22 protein-coding genes are annotated in these 18,035 nt (G+C 41.1%); 13 read left to right on the top strand and 9 right to left on the bottom strand.

Annotated features, from left to right (window positions below; all coding sequences use genetic code 11):
* The first annotated feature begins 387 nt into the window (after positions 1-387).
* From CTT31_RS23135 to CTT31_RS23145, 3 genes are all read left to right on the top strand, one after another.
* Positions 388-1,290: a LysR substrate-binding domain-containing protein gene (locus CTT31_RS23135; RefSeq protein ID WP_211856574.1), complete on the top strand. Its 903-nt coding sequence runs from the start codon at positions 388-390 to the stop codon at positions 1,288-1,290.
* A 168-nt stretch (positions 1,291-1,458) separates the two neighbouring features.
* Positions 1,459-3,165: an alkaline phosphatase D family protein gene (locus tag CTT31_RS23140; protein WP_260492654.1), complete on the top strand. Its 1,707-nt coding sequence runs from the start codon at positions 1,459-1,461 to the stop codon at positions 3,163-3,165.
* A gap of 152 nt (positions 3,166-3,317) precedes the next feature.
* Positions 3,318-3,554 (top strand): hypothetical protein, encoded by a 237-nt coding sequence (locus CTT31_RS23145; protein ID WP_039496542.1) that lies wholly within the window; start codon positions 3,318-3,320, stop codon positions 3,552-3,554.
* Positions 3,555-3,556: 2 nt separating this feature from the next.
* Here CTT31_RS23145 and CTT31_RS23150 read toward each other — a convergent pair whose 3' ends face one another.
* Positions 3,557-3,955 (bottom strand): MgtC/SapB family protein, encoded by a 399-nt coding sequence (locus tag CTT31_RS23150; protein ID WP_260492963.1) that lies wholly within the window; start codon positions 3,953-3,955, stop codon positions 3,557-3,559.
* A gap of 210 nt (positions 3,956-4,165) precedes the next feature.
* Between CTT31_RS23150 and CTT31_RS23155 the strand changes: the two genes are divergently transcribed.
* The 3 genes from CTT31_RS23155 (at position 4,166) to CTT31_RS23165 (ending at position 6,997) form a co-directional block, all read left to right on the top strand.
* The gene (locus CTT31_RS23155; protein ID WP_010369885.1) at positions 4,166-4,324 is read left to right on the top strand and encodes a YqaE/Pmp3 family membrane protein; all 159 of its coding nucleotides are present in this window, start codon (positions 4,166-4,168) and stop codon (positions 4,322-4,324) included.
* Between the two features lie 509 nt (positions 4,325-4,833).
* The gene (locus CTT31_RS23160; RefSeq protein WP_260492655.1) at positions 4,834-6,174 is read left to right on the top strand and encodes a YncE family protein; all 1,341 of its coding nucleotides are present in this window, start codon (positions 4,834-4,836) and stop codon (positions 6,172-6,174) included.
* 430 nt (positions 6,175-6,604) lie between these two features.
* Complete coding sequence (locus tag CTT31_RS23165) at positions 6,605-6,997, top strand: GNAT family N-acetyltransferase (RefSeq protein ID WP_260492656.1); 393 nt, start codon at positions 6,605-6,607, stop codon at positions 6,995-6,997.
* A gap of 12 nt (positions 6,998-7,009) precedes the next feature.
* On the opposite strand, the gene corA is transcribed toward CTT31_RS23165, so the two are convergent.
* The 5 genes from corA to CTT31_RS23190 form a co-directional block, all read right to left on the bottom strand.
* Positions 7,010-7,966: a magnesium/cobalt transporter CorA gene (corA, locus tag CTT31_RS23170; protein WP_045988330.1), complete on the bottom strand. Its 957-nt coding sequence runs from the start codon at positions 7,964-7,966 to the stop codon at positions 7,010-7,012.
* An 85-nt stretch (positions 7,967-8,051) separates the two neighbouring features.
* Positions 8,052-8,543, bottom strand: a complete 492-nt coding sequence (locus CTT31_RS23175; protein ID WP_260492657.1) for a GNAT family N-acetyltransferase — start codon at positions 8,541-8,543, stop codon at positions 8,052-8,054.
* A complete protein-coding gene (locus CTT31_RS23180) occupies positions 8,540-8,914 on the bottom strand; it encodes a TetR family transcriptional regulator C-terminal domain-containing protein (RefSeq protein WP_260492658.1) in 375 nt (124 codons plus the stop codon). The genes CTT31_RS23175 and CTT31_RS23180 overlap by 4 nt, the downstream gene beginning before the upstream one ends.
* A gap of 11 nt (positions 8,915-8,925) precedes the next feature.
* On the bottom strand, positions 8,926-9,162 hold the full coding sequence (locus tag CTT31_RS23185) for a TetR/AcrR family transcriptional regulator (protein WP_260492659.1): 237 nt from the start codon (positions 9,160-9,162) through the stop codon (positions 8,926-8,928).
* A 3-nt stretch (positions 9,163-9,165) separates the two neighbouring features.
* On the bottom strand, positions 9,166-10,026 hold the full coding sequence (locus CTT31_RS23190) for an alpha/beta fold hydrolase (RefSeq protein ID WP_260492660.1): 861 nt from the start codon (positions 10,024-10,026) through the stop codon (positions 9,166-9,168).
* Positions 10,027-10,972: 946 nt separating this feature from the next.
* Between CTT31_RS23190 and CTT31_RS23195 the strand changes: the two genes are divergently transcribed.
* The 6 genes from CTT31_RS23195 (at position 10,973) to CTT31_RS23220 (ending at position 16,082) form a co-directional block, all read left to right on the top strand.
* Positions 10,973-11,848: a helix-turn-helix domain-containing protein gene (locus CTT31_RS23195; protein ID WP_260492661.1), complete on the top strand. Its 876-nt coding sequence runs from the start codon at positions 10,973-10,975 to the stop codon at positions 11,846-11,848.
* Between the two features lie 272 nt (positions 11,849-12,120).
* On the top strand, positions 12,121-12,432 hold the full coding sequence (locus tag CTT31_RS23200; RefSeq protein ID WP_370649653.1) for a helix-turn-helix domain-containing protein: 312 nt from the start codon (positions 12,121-12,123) through the stop codon (positions 12,430-12,432).
* A 108-nt stretch (positions 12,433-12,540) separates the two neighbouring features.
* Positions 12,541-13,161, top strand: coding sequence for a hypothetical protein (locus tag CTT31_RS23205; RefSeq protein ID WP_239981948.1), 621 nt, complete (start codon positions 12,541-12,543; stop codon positions 13,159-13,161).
* A 223-nt stretch (positions 13,162-13,384) separates the two neighbouring features.
* Complete coding sequence (locus CTT31_RS23210) at positions 13,385-14,248, top strand: helix-turn-helix domain-containing protein (protein WP_260492662.1); 864 nt, start codon at positions 13,385-13,387, stop codon at positions 14,246-14,248.
* A 46-nt stretch (positions 14,249-14,294) separates the two neighbouring features.
* Positions 14,295-15,158: a helix-turn-helix domain-containing protein gene (locus CTT31_RS23215; RefSeq protein WP_222244073.1), complete on the top strand. Its 864-nt coding sequence runs from the start codon at positions 14,295-14,297 to the stop codon at positions 15,156-15,158.
* A gap of 45 nt (positions 15,159-15,203) precedes the next feature.
* On the top strand, positions 15,204-16,082 hold the full coding sequence (locus tag CTT31_RS23220) for a helix-turn-helix domain-containing protein (protein WP_260492663.1): 879 nt from the start codon (positions 15,204-15,206) through the stop codon (positions 16,080-16,082).
* Positions 16,083-16,153: 71 nt separating this feature from the next.
* On the opposite strand, the gene CTT31_RS23225 is transcribed toward CTT31_RS23220, so the two are convergent.
* Entirely contained in the window at positions 16,154-16,561 is a 408-nt protein-coding gene (locus CTT31_RS23225; protein WP_312026975.1) for a Fic/DOC family protein, read from the bottom strand.
* A 167-nt stretch (positions 16,562-16,728) separates the two neighbouring features.
* On the bottom strand, positions 16,729-16,884 hold the full coding sequence (locus CTT31_RS23230) for a hypothetical protein (protein ID WP_017217632.1): 156 nt from the start codon (positions 16,882-16,884) through the stop codon (positions 16,729-16,731).
* Between the two features lie 232 nt (positions 16,885-17,116).
* Between CTT31_RS23230 and CTT31_RS23235 the strand changes: the two genes are divergently transcribed.
* A complete protein-coding gene (locus CTT31_RS23235) occupies positions 17,117-17,617 on the top strand; it encodes a DUF7000 family protein (protein ID WP_260492664.1) in 501 nt (166 codons plus the stop codon).
* 153 nt (positions 17,618-17,770) lie between these two features.
* Here the strand turns inward: CTT31_RS23235 and CTT31_RS23240 are convergent, their stop codons facing one another.
* Positions 17,771-18,004, bottom strand: coding sequence for a hypothetical protein (locus tag CTT31_RS23240; RefSeq protein WP_010369844.1), 234 nt, complete (start codon positions 18,002-18,004; stop codon positions 17,771-17,773).
* Positions 18,005-18,035: the final 31 nt, after the last annotated feature.

Genomic DNA, 18,035 nt, shown 5'->3' on the forward strand with positions numbered 1-18,035 from the left:
TAACAAAACTTGTTGCAAAAAGAGTGTGGATAAAGGTTTGCTATCCGATCAATATTTAAAATACTAAGTAATATCAATAAATTGTAGCGGTGGACTAGTCGACTTTTTGTGTAACAAAAATTGTAACAGGCTCCACCGTACTTAATTATGTTTCCACATATTGAAACTACTTATGTTTCACTGTGTGTTCTAACTTCAGATAAGCTCCGATTATATTTAACCAGTGTAATAACCGTGACTTTGGCTTTGATTTGCAATAATTCATTGTTGCTCCTGTCGTAGTAGTGAGTAACCTGAGTTCAGGTTAAGTAATTTATGACTGTATCTTGGGTCAAAATATGGCAGGATACCAACGATAGTTAATTACAATTAATATAAGTTGAGCTTATGGATAAGAGGTTAAGGCACTTAAGTGCACTACGCTGTTTTGAGAGTGCTGCTCGGCTCCAAAGTTACACTCAAGCTGCGCTCGAATTGAACATTACGCAAGCGGCAGTAAGTCAACAAATGCGGCAACTGGAAAATGCACTTGCAGTTAAGCTTTTTGTAAGAAAAGGCCGCAATATGCACTTAACTGAAGCCGGCGAAGTGTTGTTAATGTCTACTCAAAGTGCGTTTAAGCGCATTATTGGGGGATTAAATCAAATTCAAACGCAAGAATTGGCTGGTAGCTTGACCATAACGTCAACCCAGTCTTTTTGCTCTTTATGGCTAATGCCTAACTTATCTTCGTTTTACGAGTCTCATGACGACATCCAAATTCGTGTGCTTGGCTCTAATCGCTTTGAAGATATTCGTTTAAATCATATTGATATCGCGATCCGGTTTTCTACTAAGAAAGAGTTAGCGTGTCCCGCCGGACTTGAGCAGTTATATCTTGGGGAAGATAGTAACTACCCTGTTTGTTCACCAAGCTACAAAGAAGCGCTGCAAATTAAGTCTCCGAGTGATTTAGCAAGATGCAACCTTATTCACCACGACGATGACAAAGTAAGCTGGGAGCAGTGGTTTGAGTCTCAGGGGATATGCGGTTCAAGTATTTGTGCCAAAGGCCCACACACTCGAGTCTCTTCTAATGACATGGCATTGAGTGCGGCGCTTAAAGGCCAAGGTGTTGCAATCGTCTCCAAAGAGCTATTTTTAGACTTTCAACAAGCTGGACTTATTGTGCAGCTTTTTGATATCCCTCACCCTGTGGTATGGCAACGCTATGTGTTATTCGATCCCTATTCACCAAAAAGAGCTCGGATCCAAGTATTTATTGATTGGCTAATTAACCATTTGCCATAAGGTCTAGTTATGGCTAATTAATTGAGTTTCTTTCGTATTATTTCATGAATTCGGAAGTAAATGTGAACTTGAAATAAATATTAAACTTAAATTTAACATTGCCGAATTAGACTCCGTTCCCGCAAGGAAAACTCGCAAGGATGCCAACATTCAAATACCGAGGAAACGATGAAAACTTATACTCTCACGCCAGTCGTGTTGATGCTCATGAGCAGCGTCGCCAATGCAGAACCTGAAGTTCACTACGAGTCTTGTAAATCCACTTTTAACTATCTAGCCGCACAGTATCAAGGGACGACGGATAAAAATAATTCAGGTTCGCAGTGGTGCTATTTAAAACAAAGCATTGAAGGCGCAACATGGGGTCATGTCAGAACAGAAACCATCCCAGAATTCAAAACAGTAACCGGAAAAGCGTGTAAAACGCCATCGGAGTATCAGGGTGAAAAATTTTATGGCTGTACAACCCGAAATCACACCGCACCTTGGTGCTATGTTGAAGAAGGCGGCTGGGAAGAATGCCAGCCAGAAGCGCCGCCAGCGCTTTTAGCTCACACTCAACCGCTACAAAGTAAGCGATTAGATAGAGTTGCACTTGGCTCATGTTTCAAAACCAAAGGAGATATGCCCGAAGCGCTCGCTAAACTAATTGGTCAACAACCGGACCTATTTCTTTGGTTAGGGGACAATATCTACGCAGATACCACCGATATGGCAGTGATGCGTCAGAAGTACGATGATAAAAAGAACAATAGTGAATATCGCAAGTTTTTAGAGGCTAAGATCCCAGTGATGGCGACTTGGGATGACCACGATTTTGGTTGGAACAATGAAGGCAAACATTATCCACAGAGAGTAAACGCACAGAAAGAATACTTACGCCACTTTGATGTTGATAAGGCTGACCCAAGACTAAACGGTCAAGCTGGTATTTACGAAGCCAAAATGCTGGGTGGCTCGGGCGAAACCACACATGTGATCACATTGGATGCCCGTTACTTCCGCTCTCCAACCTTTTCAAGTTACGGTGCGTGTGAAGGTGAAAGTAGCACCATATTGGGAGAGGCGCAGTGGCAATGGCTTGAGCAAGAGTTACAAAAGCCATCAGAAATCAAGCTCATTGCAAGCGGCATTCAAGTACTGCCTCCGCTGCATCAAGGCAGAAGTAAAACTAACTACTGTGCTTATGGAGACGGCAAAACATTTAATGCTGCCATCGCGTCATTAGAAGAAACAAATATGTCTGGTACTAGTTATGAGTCTTGGGCTGAAATGCCAGCACAAAGAGAGCGTTTGCTTAGGTTGGTACAGAAATCAGTGAACGAAGGTAAGACTAAGGCCGTCGTGTTTTTGTCTGGCGATCAACATTGGGGAGAGCTTTTGCAAAAGACTATTCCCGCAAGCAGCACATATGGTCAAGCAGTTAACGTCTACGAAGTGACGGCATCAGGGTTTGGTCAAAACTGGCCTTATCATATCGAAAACCCATTAAGGTTACCGATCTACGCAGATGACAAAGGGGATGGCAATTTTGCCAAAGCATGTCAGTTACCGTTCAAATATGCAGGTGTAACCTACCAAGGTTGTATTACGCGAGACAACGATAAGCCCTGGTGTTATACCCAAGTGGATGATAACCAAAAAGGTATTGAAGGTGAGTGGGGCAACTGTGCGCCAGCAGGTGCCAGTATTCCAACCGGACGAGTTGGTGCAATAAGCAAAGACATCGCAAAGTTGACAACATCTAACCGCCATTTGATTAATAAATCGGGAAGTAACTACGGCTTGATAGATATAGATTGGCAAAATCGTGAACTGAAAATGTCTATTGAAACGGCAAACGAGGAAGCGGTTTCAACTATTATCAAGTTTTGATGTTTCGTTATTAGCTGAGCTTAGTGCTCAGCTAATAAGATAGTAACTCTTTGTAAACTATCGAAATAAAATGTATATTGCGTGCAATCTAGGAAGAAAGCAGGTAAACTGCACTTCGGATAGTACTTCAGGCAAATTAAAAGGACATTAATTTGAAATTTGTTATTTCACTTTTACCCGCACTTTTTTTGACTAAATTAGTTTTTTATCTTACTGATTTTGAATATTTTTTATTCGAAGATCCCTTTGACTTCGGTAAATTGCTTATCGATATCAGCGTTTTTGGATTCTTTTATTTTATCGCTATTTTAGCTTACGAGTACTTCTTTGGTGAAAAGTTAGAGCTCAAGCGCCAAGTCTCGAACAAAAGAACGAAAGGTTCAACGTAAGTCTATTGAGAGCTCGAAGGTTTTTTATAAGGCTCTAGTAAGCGAAACACCAAAAAACCAACCGCGCTTAATACAATTGCAATTTCATATCGTTGATAAGCGCTTGAGATCCCTATTGCCCCGGTTAACCAAATACCTGCAGCGGTTGCTGTGCCATGTGTGGAATTATCATTTTTCACAATAGAGCCGCCACCAATAAAGCCAATTCCAGTAATGACACCGTACATTACTCTTGCTTGCGCTTCATGTGACTCAAATACATCCATACTTGTTAAAATAAAAGCACAACAGGAAATAGCGACTAATGGGAATGTTCTAAGCCCCGCACTATCAGAGCGACTTTCTCTATTAATAGCCAAAGGTAGGGTGGAAAGGTGTTTTTTGAACTTATCGCTTTTAATAAGTTAACTAACTTCTTATCCCAAGCTCAGGTTAACTAAAAATGCAAAAATAATTTGGTAAAAGTGATACCAAATGAGTGCTAAATCAATATTAATCCAATCTGGCATTTTTTATCTCCTATACTGTTATTGGGTTAATGCAAAAGGCATTCCTTTGAGTTGGCATAACCCATGCAGAATGAAAGCGTCTATAACTTTTAGGAGAGAACAATGGATTTATTGAGGATCATAATTGCAATCCTGCTTCCACCACTTGGTGTATTCTTGCAAGTCGGTCTTGGCGGGGCTTTTTGGTTAAATATTTTGCTGACATTGTTGGGTTATATACCAGGAATTGTGCATGCAGTGTGGGTGATCGCCCGTCGGTAAAAAGCGGACAACAAGTAACAATAACACGGTAATCTTTGCAGGGGATTATCCTGCAAAGATCTCCAGCACGATTGGCATTACTGAAAGCACAAGTAATGCAGCCATCACAAAATTAAACCATCCAAGGCTTTGCTCATTTTTTTAATACATGTTGCAGCGATGAACCAAGCACTAACCTGATCCCAACACAAGGAAATGACACCAACAGAAAGACAATGGTGATCATCAAGTTTTGACTCATAAAGTTTGTACCAGCGGAGGTATAAGTTGAAATAGTACCTATTGCCACAATCCTGTTTTTGCGTTTACCCAAAGGCATTTTGTTATCTGCAGTTTAGTCTTTGTTTGGTCGTGACAATTGGATTTCATACTTCACTATTGAGTTTGTGTGTAAAATAGGTAATTAGTCGAGGTGTTGTTTTTGGTTTTGTTATAAGATAACATATTTAAAGTTATGGTATAACATAAATAAAAATAGGATCTCTCTCATGGTATTAAAAGGTAAACTTTTGGCAGTTGCCATTTCTGCAATTCTTCTTTCTGCATGTGGTGGTACTGAGCACACAATCGTAAAAGTAGACCCGCCAGCACAAGATAATGGCAACGATGACGATGGTCATGATGGTCATGATGATCACGATCATGGAGATACGATCGCAGACGCAAATGGTCGTCTGTTAGTTACTAGCGCTGAAAGTAACGTTGTGAATGTGTACTCAACGGCGGATAAATCACTTATCGACTCGATTGGCGTTACCCACTATCCAAAATATGTATATAGCTCTGAAAATCACCGCTTTGCTGTCTTGGTGCAACGTGACCAAGGTTTAGTAGAATTTATTGATGGCGGTTTATATGAAGAGGAGCATGGCGATCATCACCATACTCATGAAGAAGCGCCTGCACTTGCTTCGTTCCATTTAGAATCAGTGAAGCCAACACACGTTACAGTGGGCGAGTCGGGTATTGCTGTGTTCTCAGATGGCGACAAAGACAGCCAACAAAATGCCAGTGCCGCGATGTTTAGTGAAGCGCATATTAGCGGCGAGCAAAGCGAAGTCGCTGCATTACATTACGACACTTACATGCACGGTGCAGCGCAAGCTAGAGGTGAATTTTTAATTAGCACAATCAGAGACCCTCAAACCGAAACTTCTCTACCTTCGCAAATTGGTTTATATCATGCGCATGGTGACCATTTTCATCAAGAGCAGGTATTTAACGTAAGTTGTCCTGCACTTCACGGCAGCGCGCAAAATGAAGAAGCTGTGGCATTTGGTTGCGGTGACGGTGTTGCGCTTATCACTCAGCAAGGTGAAAGCTTTAGTGCAGTAAAACTAGCTAACCCAGATTACTTTGCTGACGGGCAGCGAATTGGCACCCTTAAAGGCCACCATGATGCAGAGCAGTTTATCGCATCAGCAGGTAATGATGTGCTGATGGTTGACCCTGAGCATGGCCATATCGAGAAGCTTGAATGGCAAGTAAGTGATAACTATCGCATTGCTAGTTTTGGATTTAGCTTTGCGGGTGAGCATGTTGTGGTGATGGATACCTCAGGTAAACTCAGCATTTTTGCCGGTCATGATCATGATGGCGAGCACCATTTTGAAGCCGCAGGTGAAGTACAAGTAAGTGATGCTGATTTAACTACGATGCCAGAAGGTCATGGCTTCCAAATTACATTTTCTCATTCAGAACAAGCAGTATATGTGAGCGACCCAATTGCAAAACAAATTAAAAAGTTTGATTTAGAAGAAGCCAAACTGGTAGACACATTTGAGCTAGATTACGTACCAGAAAAACTAGTATGGCTTGGTATTGCAGCAGAGGAGTCTCACGACCATTAATACTTAACCTGAGATTCGGAAAAGGAATGAGCCTACTCATGTAGTCCCTGACAATTTTTAACACTGTAGATAGTGGCTTTGCCACCTTAGTTAAGCTAAGGTGGCTTTTTTTAAGGAAAAAATATGAGAATTAGACCAGCCACCATCAACGACTTAACTAACCTGAGGTTTGGATAAGGAATGTTCCAACTCATTGTTGCTAAAGCACAACTTAGTTTTTTCCTTCTCTAGCCAGAGACTTTTAGGGAAAACACCGCTTCCGCGTCCTGCTCTCGCTAAGGTACCTACATCCTGTAGGCAAGGCGAATTTACGCACCAATAGCTGGCTATTGGAAGTGAATTCAACGCAGTTAGCGCTAAAACTGGCTGCTAGAAAGGCATTAATTATCCGCAGCTCAGGTTAACTAAACTTCTAGACTTAGAACAGCAAGTGGTTGAAGCAGAGCGTCCGTATAACGCAGCAATCAAATCGCAAGACGCCAAATACTATGATCTTGAGAAATTACTCACTTGTTCAAATACGTTAGTGGTTGTTGGTGAAGTGTCAGAGCAAATAGTCGCAACAGGATATGTGCAGATAAGGGCGTCTAAACAGCAGTTACAGCACACGCAGCATGGTTATCTTGGTTTTATGTATGTAACACCAGAGCATCGTGGTAAAGGTTTAAATCAAGAGAGCATGGAGCACTTAATCGCTTGGTGTAAAACCCAAAACGTCAACGACTTTTACCTTGATGTATACAGTAGTAACGCCGCAGCAATTCGCGCTTATGAAAAAGCGGGATTTACACCTTGCCTGCTGGAAATGAAGCTACACCTCTAGATTAACCAAAGTTCACAGCCAACCTTTGTGTTTAAAGAATAAATAAGGCGCAAAACCAGAGAGCAGCATAATAGCAATGGCAAAAGGATAGCCCCAAGCCCAGTTTAGCTCTGGCATATTATTAAAATTCATCCCATACACACTGGCAACCACTGTGGGCGGCAAAAATACGACAGAGGCAATGGAAAAGGTTTTAATAATTTGGTTTTGTTCGATATTGATAAAACCCTGCGTAGAGTCCATCAAAAAATTCACTTTATCGAATAGAAAGGCGCAGTGCGACATTAGGGTTTCGATATCTCGTGTGACTTCCCGTAGCGTTTCTCGCTCCTCAGATTGCACCCCCACATGACGCATTAAAAACGAGATATTGCGCTGCGTATCCATCAAACATAAGCGCACTTTACCGTTGGCATCTTCTAGCCTTGAAATACGACTAACAGCTTCTTCTAGATCTGAGTCTTCTTCCTCAAGCACATAGGCACTGAGCTTTTCAAGCTGGTGGTGCATATCCTCAAGCATGTCCGCGTGGTTTTCGACTTTTTGGTCGAACAAAGTCACTAACAGCTGTTTTGGGTTATCGCACGCTACTTGCCCTTTACGCGCACGCAGTCGCAGCAACCTAAAATCCGCAAGCTCGTCATCACGAATGGTTAATAAGCAGTTTTTTTGTAATAAGCAGGCCACGGTCACCGTATTAAAACGCCCGTCATTGGGAGACATAAACAAAGCGTGTACATGCAGACCTTCGCTGTCGATAAAACAGCGCGAAGAGGCTTCGATTTCCTCTACATCATCCGCACCAGGAAGGGTAATATTTAGCGTGTTTGCCAGAGCAACTCGCTCCTCCTCAGTGGGATTAATAGTATCTATCCAATGGGCGTTTTTGATTGCTATTTCAATCGGGGTGTCGGTGCTTGGTTCCATTTCGGAAATTACACCGTGTTCAATCGAAAAAAACCTTAGCATCTCATTACTCTACACGACGACTCTTTGGCAAAGTATAAGAGTGAATGTATTAATCAACAATGACAATCCAAGGATTATCCGCAGATTATTCAGCTTGATAGGTGTAGATATTACGCGCCGCAACCGAGTTATTCATGATTGTTGTATAATTGGCAACCAGTTTAAAGCCATGGCGCTGAAATAAATGATTCACTGCTAAGGCATCTACTCGACAACGAGTGTGGATAGGTTGGCGAGTAGTGGCTAAGGTGTCTTGCAGTAATTGCTTGCCAACTCCTTTACCGCGAATATTCGCATCAACCATAAAGTTCGAAATGTACAGGCCTGACGTAAGATCAAAGCGCGCCTTATCTTTAAAATGCGCGATTGGCACTAGCGACAAACTGCCTATAAGTTGCTGCGTTGAGTCATCAAAAATAACGCGTACTTCGCCTTCTTCGATTTCCTTTTCCATAAGCAAGCGAATGGCTACTTGGTCTATTTCCTCATTACGTGGCGGCGCTGAAAAAGTCGCGATGTATAGCTCAGTAAGCTGCTCAACAATATCAGGGTTTGGGGTAGAGATTATTTCAATCATGCAGATACGCTCCGTGTTTTTGGATCAGCTTGGTAACTTTCAAGTAAGTGCTCAATATTACGTTTAAACAACTCGCTGGCATGTTCTGTTAGTACCGTATTTTTTGCTATCGCATGGCCTAGATACAAATTGTATAGCTCATACGCCGCGCACTGTGCATCAAGCTCAGGATGAAAAATACCGCTTTCTATCCCTTGCACAATTTTATGCTTAATATAGCTAAATAATCGGTTATGTTGCTCGGTAACCTTGGTATGAATCGGGCTGTCTGTATGGCAATTAAATTCAACCAACGCTTTGATAAACGGGCAAGTTGAATGTGGTTCATTAAATAGTTCACGAGTCCAGTCTGCCCATATAGAAAAGAGCATTTTGAGTTGCACTAGGGGTCTTGGTGTCGTGCCGGTGCGACGACATGCAGCATAAATTGATCTTCACAGTAATCGAGGATCGCTAACTGCATATCTTCTTTACTGTCAAAATGCGAGATAAGCCCGCTGCGAGACAAGCCACAAAGCTTGGCCATAGAACCAATAGTGACTTCTATCAAGCCATATTGGCTACTAAAGCGCATACCTTGCTCTAAAATGGTTTGTCTCGTTCTCTCGCCTTTATTCATCACTTATGCAGCTATTCTTTGAGTAATACGTTGAATAACGCCAGTATCGCCTAAAATGCGGCGATGTCCAAGGCCTGAGGTTTGGATTAAACGCTCAGGAGTGGCTGCGATAAGCGACTCTACGTGTTCAAATGGCGCAAATCGGTCCTCGGTATCGTGAATAAATGTCGGCTTAAATTTAAGTACACCGTCGTGGAATTTATCTCGGATCAAATGCCAATGCGTGCCATACCTTGTGGTGATAGCGCCTAACACTTGGTGCAGCATTTTTTCAGAAATGCCCGCTCGCGCGACGCGCTCAAACATCAGCTCAAAAAACTGCACGGGAGTTGCAACATTAATAACCACGCGATTTTCTAGGCGATAATCTGGTAAGTTCATCAGCGCCACAGCGCCCATAGAATGGCCCACCAAAGCCACGATATCATGGCGATCGGCTTCTAGCTTTTCAATTAGAGTATCCAGTGCCTCAACAAAAGCCAGCAAATGGGCTTGCTTACCATGAGATTGTCCATGACCAACATGATCAATCGCCATAACGCAAAACCCTGCCGCAACGAGTTCTGGGATCAAGGTATCAAAGCAACTGCTGTTATCGGCCCAACCATGACTCAACACAACGGTCTTCGGACCAAGGCCAAACACGTTTACATGAACGCGACCAAGCGAGGTCAGAATATTGAACTCACCATTGGGTTTTTTATTTTTAAACTGATATTGACGCTTACCATGCGGGCTCATCAGTAATACCTGACCTAACCTCGAAGTGATAGGTGGCGCAAGCGTGCACATAAGCCCTGTGACACCCCGGCTTATCTTGGTGATAAGCGAGCCGTCTTTGTCATTAAAGTAGCTGAATTTCATCCTGACCTCTAAAAAGAACACTTGTACTTTTATTAAAATAGAACAACTGTACTTTTTTGTAAAGCATAACTACCACCTTTTAATATTGCAGCTGGTTTACCGAGCGATACACCCCCATGTAGGAGCTGGCTTACCCAGCGATCTTTATAAGGCACCAACCGCTGCACAAAGCACCTTATACTGACTCCACACCGCGTAGGAGCTGGTTCACCCTGCGATCTTTATAAGGCACCAACCGCTGCACAAAGCACCTTATACTGACTCCACACCCCCGCGTAGGAGCTGGTTCACCCAGCGATATTTATAAGGCACCAACTGCTGCACAAAGCACCTTATACTGACTCCACACCACCGCGTAGGAGCTGGTTCACTCAGCGATCTTTATAAGGCACCAACCGCTGCACAAAGCACCTTATACTGACTCCACACCACCGCGTAGGAGCTGGTTCACTCAGCGATCTTTATAAGACACCAACCGCTGCACAAAGCACCTTATACTGACTCCACACCCCTTCGTAGGAGCTGGTTTACCCAGCGATCTTTATAAGGCACCAACCGCTGCACAAAGCACCTTATACTGACTCCACACCACCGCGTAGGAGCTGGTTCACTCAGCGATCTTTATAAGGCACCAACCGCTGCACAAAGCACCTTATACTGACTCCACACCCCCTCGTAGGAGCTGGTTTACCCAGCGATCTTTTTAAAACGCCGGCTGCGGATTACTCAGGGCTATGAGGGGCATACCCTCAATAAGGTTTGTCTTTAAAGAACGGCTAAGCGTGAAAAGCGATGAAAATGTTCCAAATTACGCAAAGTTGGCGGAGTATTGAGTGTTTTATTGTTTTTTCATTGCAATTTATCGAGAGAAGCTTGTCTTTATATTTAACTAAATGTAATGTTTGGGTTAATTTCAAGGGAGCTAACGTAAAACAATGGTGGACAGATGCAAACGCCAGAGGAATATGAGGTAAGCCAGCGGATAGGTAGGTTAATACTTGGGTTAAAGCGTACCAGAGGTATGACCCGAGAAGATGTCTGTAAACGTTTAGGTATAGGTTCGCGCACGTTAGACAATTACTTAAACGGGGTGAGCTCATTTAAACTTGGGACATTGTTAAAGTTTGCGGATCTTTGCAAGGTAAAGTTGGCTGATATTTTGGATGATACCGAGGCGCTGAAGCGCTTGTATCCTGAGAATATTAAAGACAAAGGCAATATCTTTTTGCTATTTATGAGCTCTATTGTCAGCGTTTTAGTATTTGAAGTTATCTTCATAGCACTACTGATCTTGTTATTTTTTTATGCGCGTAATGACAAGAATAGCCAAAGCATTGTTGCAATTTTTATATTTGCTTTTTCGTTAGAAATCGCCGTTGTTTACTGGCTTAAATTTGTATTGATCCCAGCTATTGAAAGCTATTACATTGAAAATATCTATGCTTTTGCAACTCAACTTTTACTGAGTTTACTGCTTGCGTTAATGATCAAATACAGAATGTTTTTAGGTGCGTGGTTTACCAAAGGGAATTCAGCCAGCATTTTTGAGAAGAACCAAGTAGACGCGCCGCTTTATGCACTCGCATGTACGTTAGCTTTGATTGATTTTGCCGCATTGATGGAAAACTTTATCCGTAACCTAGAGCATTTAGGTATAGATGAAGAAGTTGCCAAACCATTTTGGGAGCTGACCTTTATGTTTGATTACTTTGCTTATATTAAGGCCGTGCCTTATCTGCTCTGTATGTTTGTTTTATACGCAGGAATAACAGCGCGCCGTAAGCAGGTTTTAAATAAAGCAAATGCTGCGCCTACACAATAATGTGAAGATTTTCCCATAAAAATAGAGAAGTCTGTGTGTTTTTAATTATTGATTTTTTATGATCTGCAAAATAGTAAATAAGCGGGTGTAGTAGGGGTTACTTAAATCAATTGATACCAAAAATTCAAATATAATGGTAAGTTTGTTTCTATTTTGGGTTGTTTTGCGAGTGTGCACCTAAAAATAGTACTGTCATCTACTTGTCTTTATATTTAACTGTATGTAAACTTTTGGTTAACTTGGTTGGGGTGATTGAGAGATATGGTGGGGCGATGCAGACGCCAGAAGAATACGAGGTAAGCCAACGTATCGGCCGACTGATACGGGGGCTAAAGCGCAAAAAAGGGATGACCCGAGAAGAGGTTAGCCGGCGTTTAGGTGTGGGTGACAGGACCCTTGATAACTATTTAAATGGCTCTAGTTCCTTTAAGCTTGGGACATTGCTTCGGTTTGCTGAAATCTGTAAAGTAAAGTTATCAGATATTTTAGAAGATACAGATAAGCTCTCTAGCCTGTATGGAGAAAAACATGAGGAAAAGAACAATGAAGGCTGCACAGAAAAAGCCGATAAAAATAGCCCTTAGTCGTTCATTGTGCAATCAAGTTTATGGCGGGGTTGGTACTGTTTCAGGAGAATCTCCAAAAGTTGCACAGGCAAAATCTTCATCAGATAACCAAGGTTAAGGTTCAATATGAAAAGTATATTTAATTTAGCTTTGCTAACATGTATTGGCGCTGCTGTTTTAGTATCACTGATGAGTGCACCATTTATTGAAGTTGCGATGTCTTTGATGTTGATCGGAATAGTATGTTTGGCTAAGAACGATGACAATAGTCAATTACTCACAATGTGCTTTGCTTCTGTATTTATTTTGTCTTCTTTCGCGATGTATATTCTTAAAAATTTTGTAATCCCAAGCGTTGAAGGTGGTTATGTTCAAAATATCTACGCTTACTCAACTCAATTAGTTCTTAGCTTGTTGTTGCTTTTTTTGCTCAAGCACAGAATGACAATTGCTGTACTATTGACACGAGGAAAGTCAGCTTCAGTCTTTGAAAGGAATTATGCTGAGGGTCCATTATACCTTTTAGTAATATTTCTAGTCTTTGTTGATTTTATGGCTTTAATGGAGAACTTTATCCGTAACCTTGAGCATTTAGGCATCAATGAAGAAACTGCAAAAATATTCTGGGAGTGGACGTTCTTTTATGACTATTTTGCATACCTAAAAGCTGTTCCAATGTTGCTCTGCGTTACTTTATTGTATGTTGGCTTGGTAGTTAGAACTAAAAGACAACCAATCCAAAATTAGCTAAATCTTATGTAAACGCAGTAGCTTTCGAATACTGCGTTTCAATTTTATATTGCAAACACCTGCCACAGTTAGAAAGCATGAGCATTTTATTCCCCTAGTTATGTTTCAACCTCAATACCTATGCTGCTCTCATCTATTTAGAACATGTACTTGTCTTTATATTAAACAAAATGTAATGTTTGGGTTAATTTGGTGTTTTGGTTAAAGGGAAAGCGGGGCGATGCAAACGCCAGAAGAGTACGAAGTAAGCCAGCGCATAGGACTGTTAATAAAAGGTCTAAAGCATAAACGCGGGATGTCTCGAGAAGATATATGCCGCCACCTCGGGATTGGCATGCGAACGCTAGACAACTACCTTAATGGTGTTAGCTCTTTTAAGCTTGGCACGTTAATGAAGTTTGCTGACCTCTGCAGAGTTAAACTCGCTGATATTTTGGATGATACCGAAGCGCTTTCACGACTGTATCCAGACAATATGAAGGACAAAAGCAGTATTCTTACATTGCTTTTCGGTTCTCTTGCAACGGCAATGCTTTTTGAGTCAATCACTTTGTTTTTGTTAATTATGTTGCTTTGCTATTCATACAAAGACAAAAACAATCAATGTATGGTCGCAATTTTTGTAGTGATTTATGCATTAAGTAATGCATTTGGTTACTGGCTTAAATACGTTGTTTTCCCCGCAGCTGCTAATAGCTTCATTCAAAATGTATACGCTTTTTCAATAAACTTGGCACTAAGTTTATTTTTGCTCTTTTTAATTAAATATAGAATGAAATTTGCGGTGCTTATCACGCGAGGAAGATCTTCCGAAGTATTTGAGAAGAGCCTTGTTGAAGCTCCACTTTACTTCCTTGCTCTGATCCTAGCAGTTGTTGATTTTTGTGCGCTAATAGATAATTTTATTCGCAATTTAGATCGATTAGGTATGGATGAAGAGAAGGTAAAAATATTTTGGGAGTTGACCTTCTTCTATGATTATTATGAATACCTTAAAGCCCCGCTGATGTTGCTTAGTATAGCACTTCTCTATGCAGGGGTACTTGCACGGAAAAGAAATATGCAGCAGCCCCAAAGCGCGTAGTAATAAGTCGATAAGTAAATCATGGAAATAGAAGGGTAGCGAGGCGATGCAAACGCCAGAAGAGTACGAAGTAAGCCAGCGCATAGGGCTATTGATAAAGGGCCTCAAGCACAAACGCGGGATGTCTCGAGAAGATATATGCCGCCACCTCGGGATTGGCATGCGAACGCTAGACAACTACCTTAATGGCGTTAGCTCCTTCAAGCTTGGTACGTTAATGAAGTTTGCCGATCTCTGCAGAGTCAAGCTTGCCGATATTTTAGATGATACAGAAGCGCTCTCACGACTGTATCCGGACAATATGAAGGACAAGGGCAGTATTCTAACATTGCTTTTGGGTTCTCTTGCTTCCGTTATGCTCTTTGAATCCGTTTTCTTAGTTTTACTAATTTTACTGCTTTGCTACTCATACAAAGATAAAAACAATCAATGCATAGTTGCTATTTTTGTTGTGGTCTACGTGCTAACTAATATTGGTGGCTACTGGCTAAACTATGTCGCTTTTCCAGCAGCTGAAAACTATTATATGCAGAACGTATACGCATATTCGCTACACCTATCATTAAGTCTGTTACTATTCCTTCTGCTCAAGTACAGGTTGATGTTCTCGGTATTGGTTACCCGCGGAAAATCGGCAGCTGTTTTCGAAAAAAGCCTTATTGAAGCTCCTCTCTACTTTTTGTCTATGATGCTAGTCACTATAGACTTTTTGGCGTTAATGGAGAACTTTATTCGTAATCTGGAACGATTAGGAATCGACGAGGAGAAAGCTAAAATATTCTGGGAGTTAACCTTTTTTTACGATTACTTTAGGTATCTTAAGGCCGTACCATTATTACTCAGTTTAGTACTCCTCTATGCAGGAATACTCGCACGGAAAAGAAATACGCAGCAGCCCCAAAGCGCGTAATAATAAGTCGATAAGTAAATCACGGAATAAGGAAATGGTAGGTCGATGCAAACGCCAGAAGAGTACGAGGTAAGCCAACGCATAGGATTACTAATAAAGGGTCTTAAGCATAAACGCGGGATGTCTCGAGAAGATATATGTCGCCACCTCGGGATTGGCATGCGAACGCTAGACAATTACCTTAATGGCGTTAGCTCCTTCAAGCTTGGTACGTTAATGAGGTTTGCCGACCTCTGTAGAGTCAAGCTTGCCGATATTTTAGATGATACTGAAGCGCTCTCACGACTATACCCAGACAATATGAAGGACAAAGGCAGTATTCTTACGCTAATCTTGGGATCGGCTTTTGGCGTAATTATTTTTGAATCTACTTTATTTATCTTATTGTTAGTTTTGTTCTTTTACTCTTACAAAGACAAAAATAGTCAGCTGTTGACGCTTTGCTTTGTAGTAGTATTTTTGTGTTCAACGGTAGCTGTATATACACTAGAGAACTTTATTTATCCGGTAGTGGATAACAATTTTATAGGAAACTCTTGTGCATTTTTTATCCAGCTATCACTCAGCATTTTATTACTCTTTTTACTAAAACATCGGATGGCTTTTGCAGTGTTGCTTACCCGAGGAAGAAGTGCCTCTGTGTTTGAAAAAAACTATGCGGAGGGGCCATTACATTTCTTAGTTTTGACCTTAGCGTTAATAGATTTTTTAGCCTTAATGGAGAACTTTCTGCGCAATCTGGAGCATTTAGGTATAAACGAAGAAACCGCAAAGGTATTCTGGGAAGTAACCTTTTTTTATGACTATTTTGCTTACTTAAAATCAGTGCCTATGCTGCTGTGTGTCGCGGTACTTTATATCGGGTTTATAGCTCGAAGAAATGCTCCGCTACAAGTTGGGTATCTTGAGTCAGCACCAAAATAGGGCTGTTAACATATCGTGCTGTATGTGGATTAGCACTCGCTACAATTCAGGCATTAAACGTATGGGGTAAGCTATCTCGTCGCGAGTGTTAGGATGGTGTTTAGTGGATTTAAATTACCGTAATAGCCATCTATATTTGCTTGAACCCATTCATCTTTTGATATGTCTGGCCAATTGACAGAAAAGCCTAAGAAAAATAGTAGCTCCTCAAAGAAAAAACGTTGAGTTCTACCATTGCCCTCTCTAAAGGGATGAATAATATTTAATTCACAGTAGATATCCGCAAGCTGGGCTAAGATTTCTGGTTTAGCTGCGTTTATATCCAATGTTTCAATTTGCTGGAACTGCTTTTGTACTTCAACATTGATTCGTGAACAAGTACAAAACCGAGTTTCCCCTTTGGAAATGTCAACAGTGCTAATCTCGCCAGCCCAATCATATACATCTTGAAATAAATCAGTGGAGATGTCGTAAATGATTTAAACTAAATTCGTGGAGGGATTTGATTGTAGAAGAGTATTTACTATATCTAAAGGCGGTAACCGCTAGCTCAGCTTCCGCTAACTCATTTGCATCTGTAATATTAAGCTTATTAACTAGTACGTCAGATTTTGGATAACAATAACTATCCTGAGCAACGCCGTATTTATCTCGCATATTTTGCTTTTAAATCAGCAATTGATTTGCTCACGCTCTCTTTTTTAAAGCTTAGACCTTCGTATTTAGCGCTTATTTCAAAGTTGCTCATTTTAGGTATAAATGTTTGAACATTTTTTGCTTTTTTCACCGAAGTAACAGCCACAAATACACCTCTTGTCTGACTTCTTAAGTATAACTTAGCACTATAGTTATGCCAATAGTTCAAAACAGCCCGCTTCTTTTACTTACACCATAGCTTGGCGTATATGAAGCGCCACTCGACTTTGATTGTTTGATATGATATTTGACAATCTAATGATGACTCAGGCTCCTTGCAAAGCTAGCTTCGTGTGTGGGGCATTCTGTCTATGTGCCTAAAAAACTCAGAGGACAACATGTCTAATAAAAGTCTTAGTGCTCGAATTCCTGCCTATAAAATGGCATTTGCAAGTGGCGAACTGCAGAGAACCTATAAGGATCTCGTCTCTATTGTTCAAAGTCTCAGAGCTGAATTCAGTAAGCAGTATAAAGGCCAGTTTACAGTCGCAAACGTGTTACACGGATATATTGACTTTACATACTTTTATCTGCAAAACGATTACCTTAAAAAACACAAACTCAAATTGGCAGTGGTGTTGAACCATCAAGAGGTGCAATTCGAACTTTGGCTCCTTGGGCAAACAAAGGATGTTCAAATTGAATATTGGACAAAGTTACAGGGTAACAAATGGGTGAATCAAGAGGTTATGCCTGAGTGGTCAATCTTTGAAATTCTAATGCTTGCTGACCCTGACTTCGACAATGTAAAAGTGCTATCAGAGCGGCTCCATGGTGTGTTTGCTGAACTGTCTGAGGAGATCTTTGCTACATTGAAGGCCTATCAGCAGCACACATAACATTCTGAGCTTTCGCAGGTTATCTGCGCCGTAAAGCTTAAGTTGCTAATTTTTCAAACTTTAAATTTGTTTAACTCTATTTCTAGCGAAAAAAAGAGTGCTAATAGTAGCACTCTTGTCAATGCAAAACTCAACAGCAATAGCCTTTAGTTGCTAGTCCATGCTTGGGGCACTGGAGTACACCAACTCAATTAGGTTATTCATCGTTCTTGATTTTTGCATATAAGCCTTTTCCATATGGGCAAGCTCTTGTAGTTCAAATAAGGTCGTTTCTACGAGTGCCAGCCATTTTTCAGTGGTGTCTGGTACCGCTTCACTTTGCTTTGTTGCTTTTTTTAGTGCGTCGTAATAAATAGTTAAGTCACGATATTGGCTTTGATAGTCCATTGTTGTTCCAACCCGTCTCTTTTAATTTACA

Source organism: Pseudoalteromonas maricaloris, from assembly GCF_024746855.1.
Classification (GTDB): Bacteria; Pseudomonadota; Gammaproteobacteria; order Enterobacterales; family Alteromonadaceae; genus Pseudoalteromonas; species Pseudoalteromonas maricaloris.

What these genes read in the sequence shown, in the direction of transcription:
- CTT31_RS23235 (WP_260492664.1), top strand. Translation starts at nt 17,117, where the DNA reads ATGTCTAATAAAAGTCTTAGTGCTCGAATTCCTGCCTATAAAATGGCA.
- CTT31_RS23155 (WP_010369885.1), top strand. Translation starts at nt 4,166, where the DNA reads ATGGATTTATTGAGGATCATAATTGCAATCCTGCTTCCACCACTTGGT.
- CTT31_RS23210 (WP_260492662.1), top strand. Translation starts at nt 13,385, where the DNA reads ATGCAAACGCCAGAAGAGTACGAAGTAAGCCAGCGCATAGGACTGTTA.
- CTT31_RS23215 (WP_222244073.1), top strand. Translation starts at nt 14,295, where the DNA reads ATGCAAACGCCAGAAGAGTACGAAGTAAGCCAGCGCATAGGGCTATTG.
- CTT31_RS23185 (WP_260492659.1), bottom strand. Translation starts at nt 9,162, where the DNA reads ATGAATAAAGGCGAGAGAACGAGACAAACCATTTTAGAGCAAGGTATG.
- CTT31_RS23240 (WP_010369844.1), bottom strand. Translation starts at nt 18,004, where the DNA reads ATGGACTATCAAAGCCAATATCGTGACTTAACTATTTATTACGACGCA.
- CTT31_RS23220 (WP_260492663.1), top strand. Translation starts at nt 15,204, where the DNA reads ATGCAAACGCCAGAAGAGTACGAGGTAAGCCAACGCATAGGATTACTA.
- CTT31_RS23140 (WP_260492654.1), top strand. Translation starts at nt 1,459, where the DNA reads ATGAAAACTTATACTCTCACGCCAGTCGTGTTGATGCTCATGAGCAGC.
- CTT31_RS23205 (WP_239981948.1), top strand. Translation starts at nt 12,541, where the DNA reads ATGAAAAGTATATTTAATTTAGCTTTGCTAACATGTATTGGCGCTGCT.
- CTT31_RS23190 (WP_260492660.1), bottom strand. Translation starts at nt 10,026, where the DNA reads ATGAAATTCAGCTACTTTAATGACAAAGACGGCTCGCTTATCACCAAG.
- CTT31_RS23175 (WP_260492657.1), bottom strand. Translation starts at nt 8,543, where the DNA reads ATGATTGAAATAATCTCTACCCCAAACCCTGATATTGTTGAGCAGCTT.
- CTT31_RS23135 (WP_211856574.1), top strand. Translation starts at nt 388, where the DNA reads ATGGATAAGAGGTTAAGGCACTTAAGTGCACTACGCTGTTTTGAGAGT.
- CTT31_RS23180 (WP_260492658.1), bottom strand. Translation starts at nt 8,914, where the DNA reads ATGCTCTTTTCTATATGGGCAGACTGGACTCGTGAACTATTTAATGAA.
- CTT31_RS23195 (WP_260492661.1), top strand. Translation starts at nt 10,973, where the DNA reads ATGCAAACGCCAGAGGAATATGAGGTAAGCCAGCGGATAGGTAGGTTA.
- CTT31_RS23200 (WP_370649653.1), top strand. Translation starts at nt 12,121, where the DNA reads ATGCAGACGCCAGAAGAATACGAGGTAAGCCAACGTATCGGCCGACTG.
- corA (WP_045988330.1), bottom strand. Translation starts at nt 7,966, where the DNA reads ATGCTAAGGTTTTTTTCGATTGAACACGGTGTAATTTCCGAAATGGAA.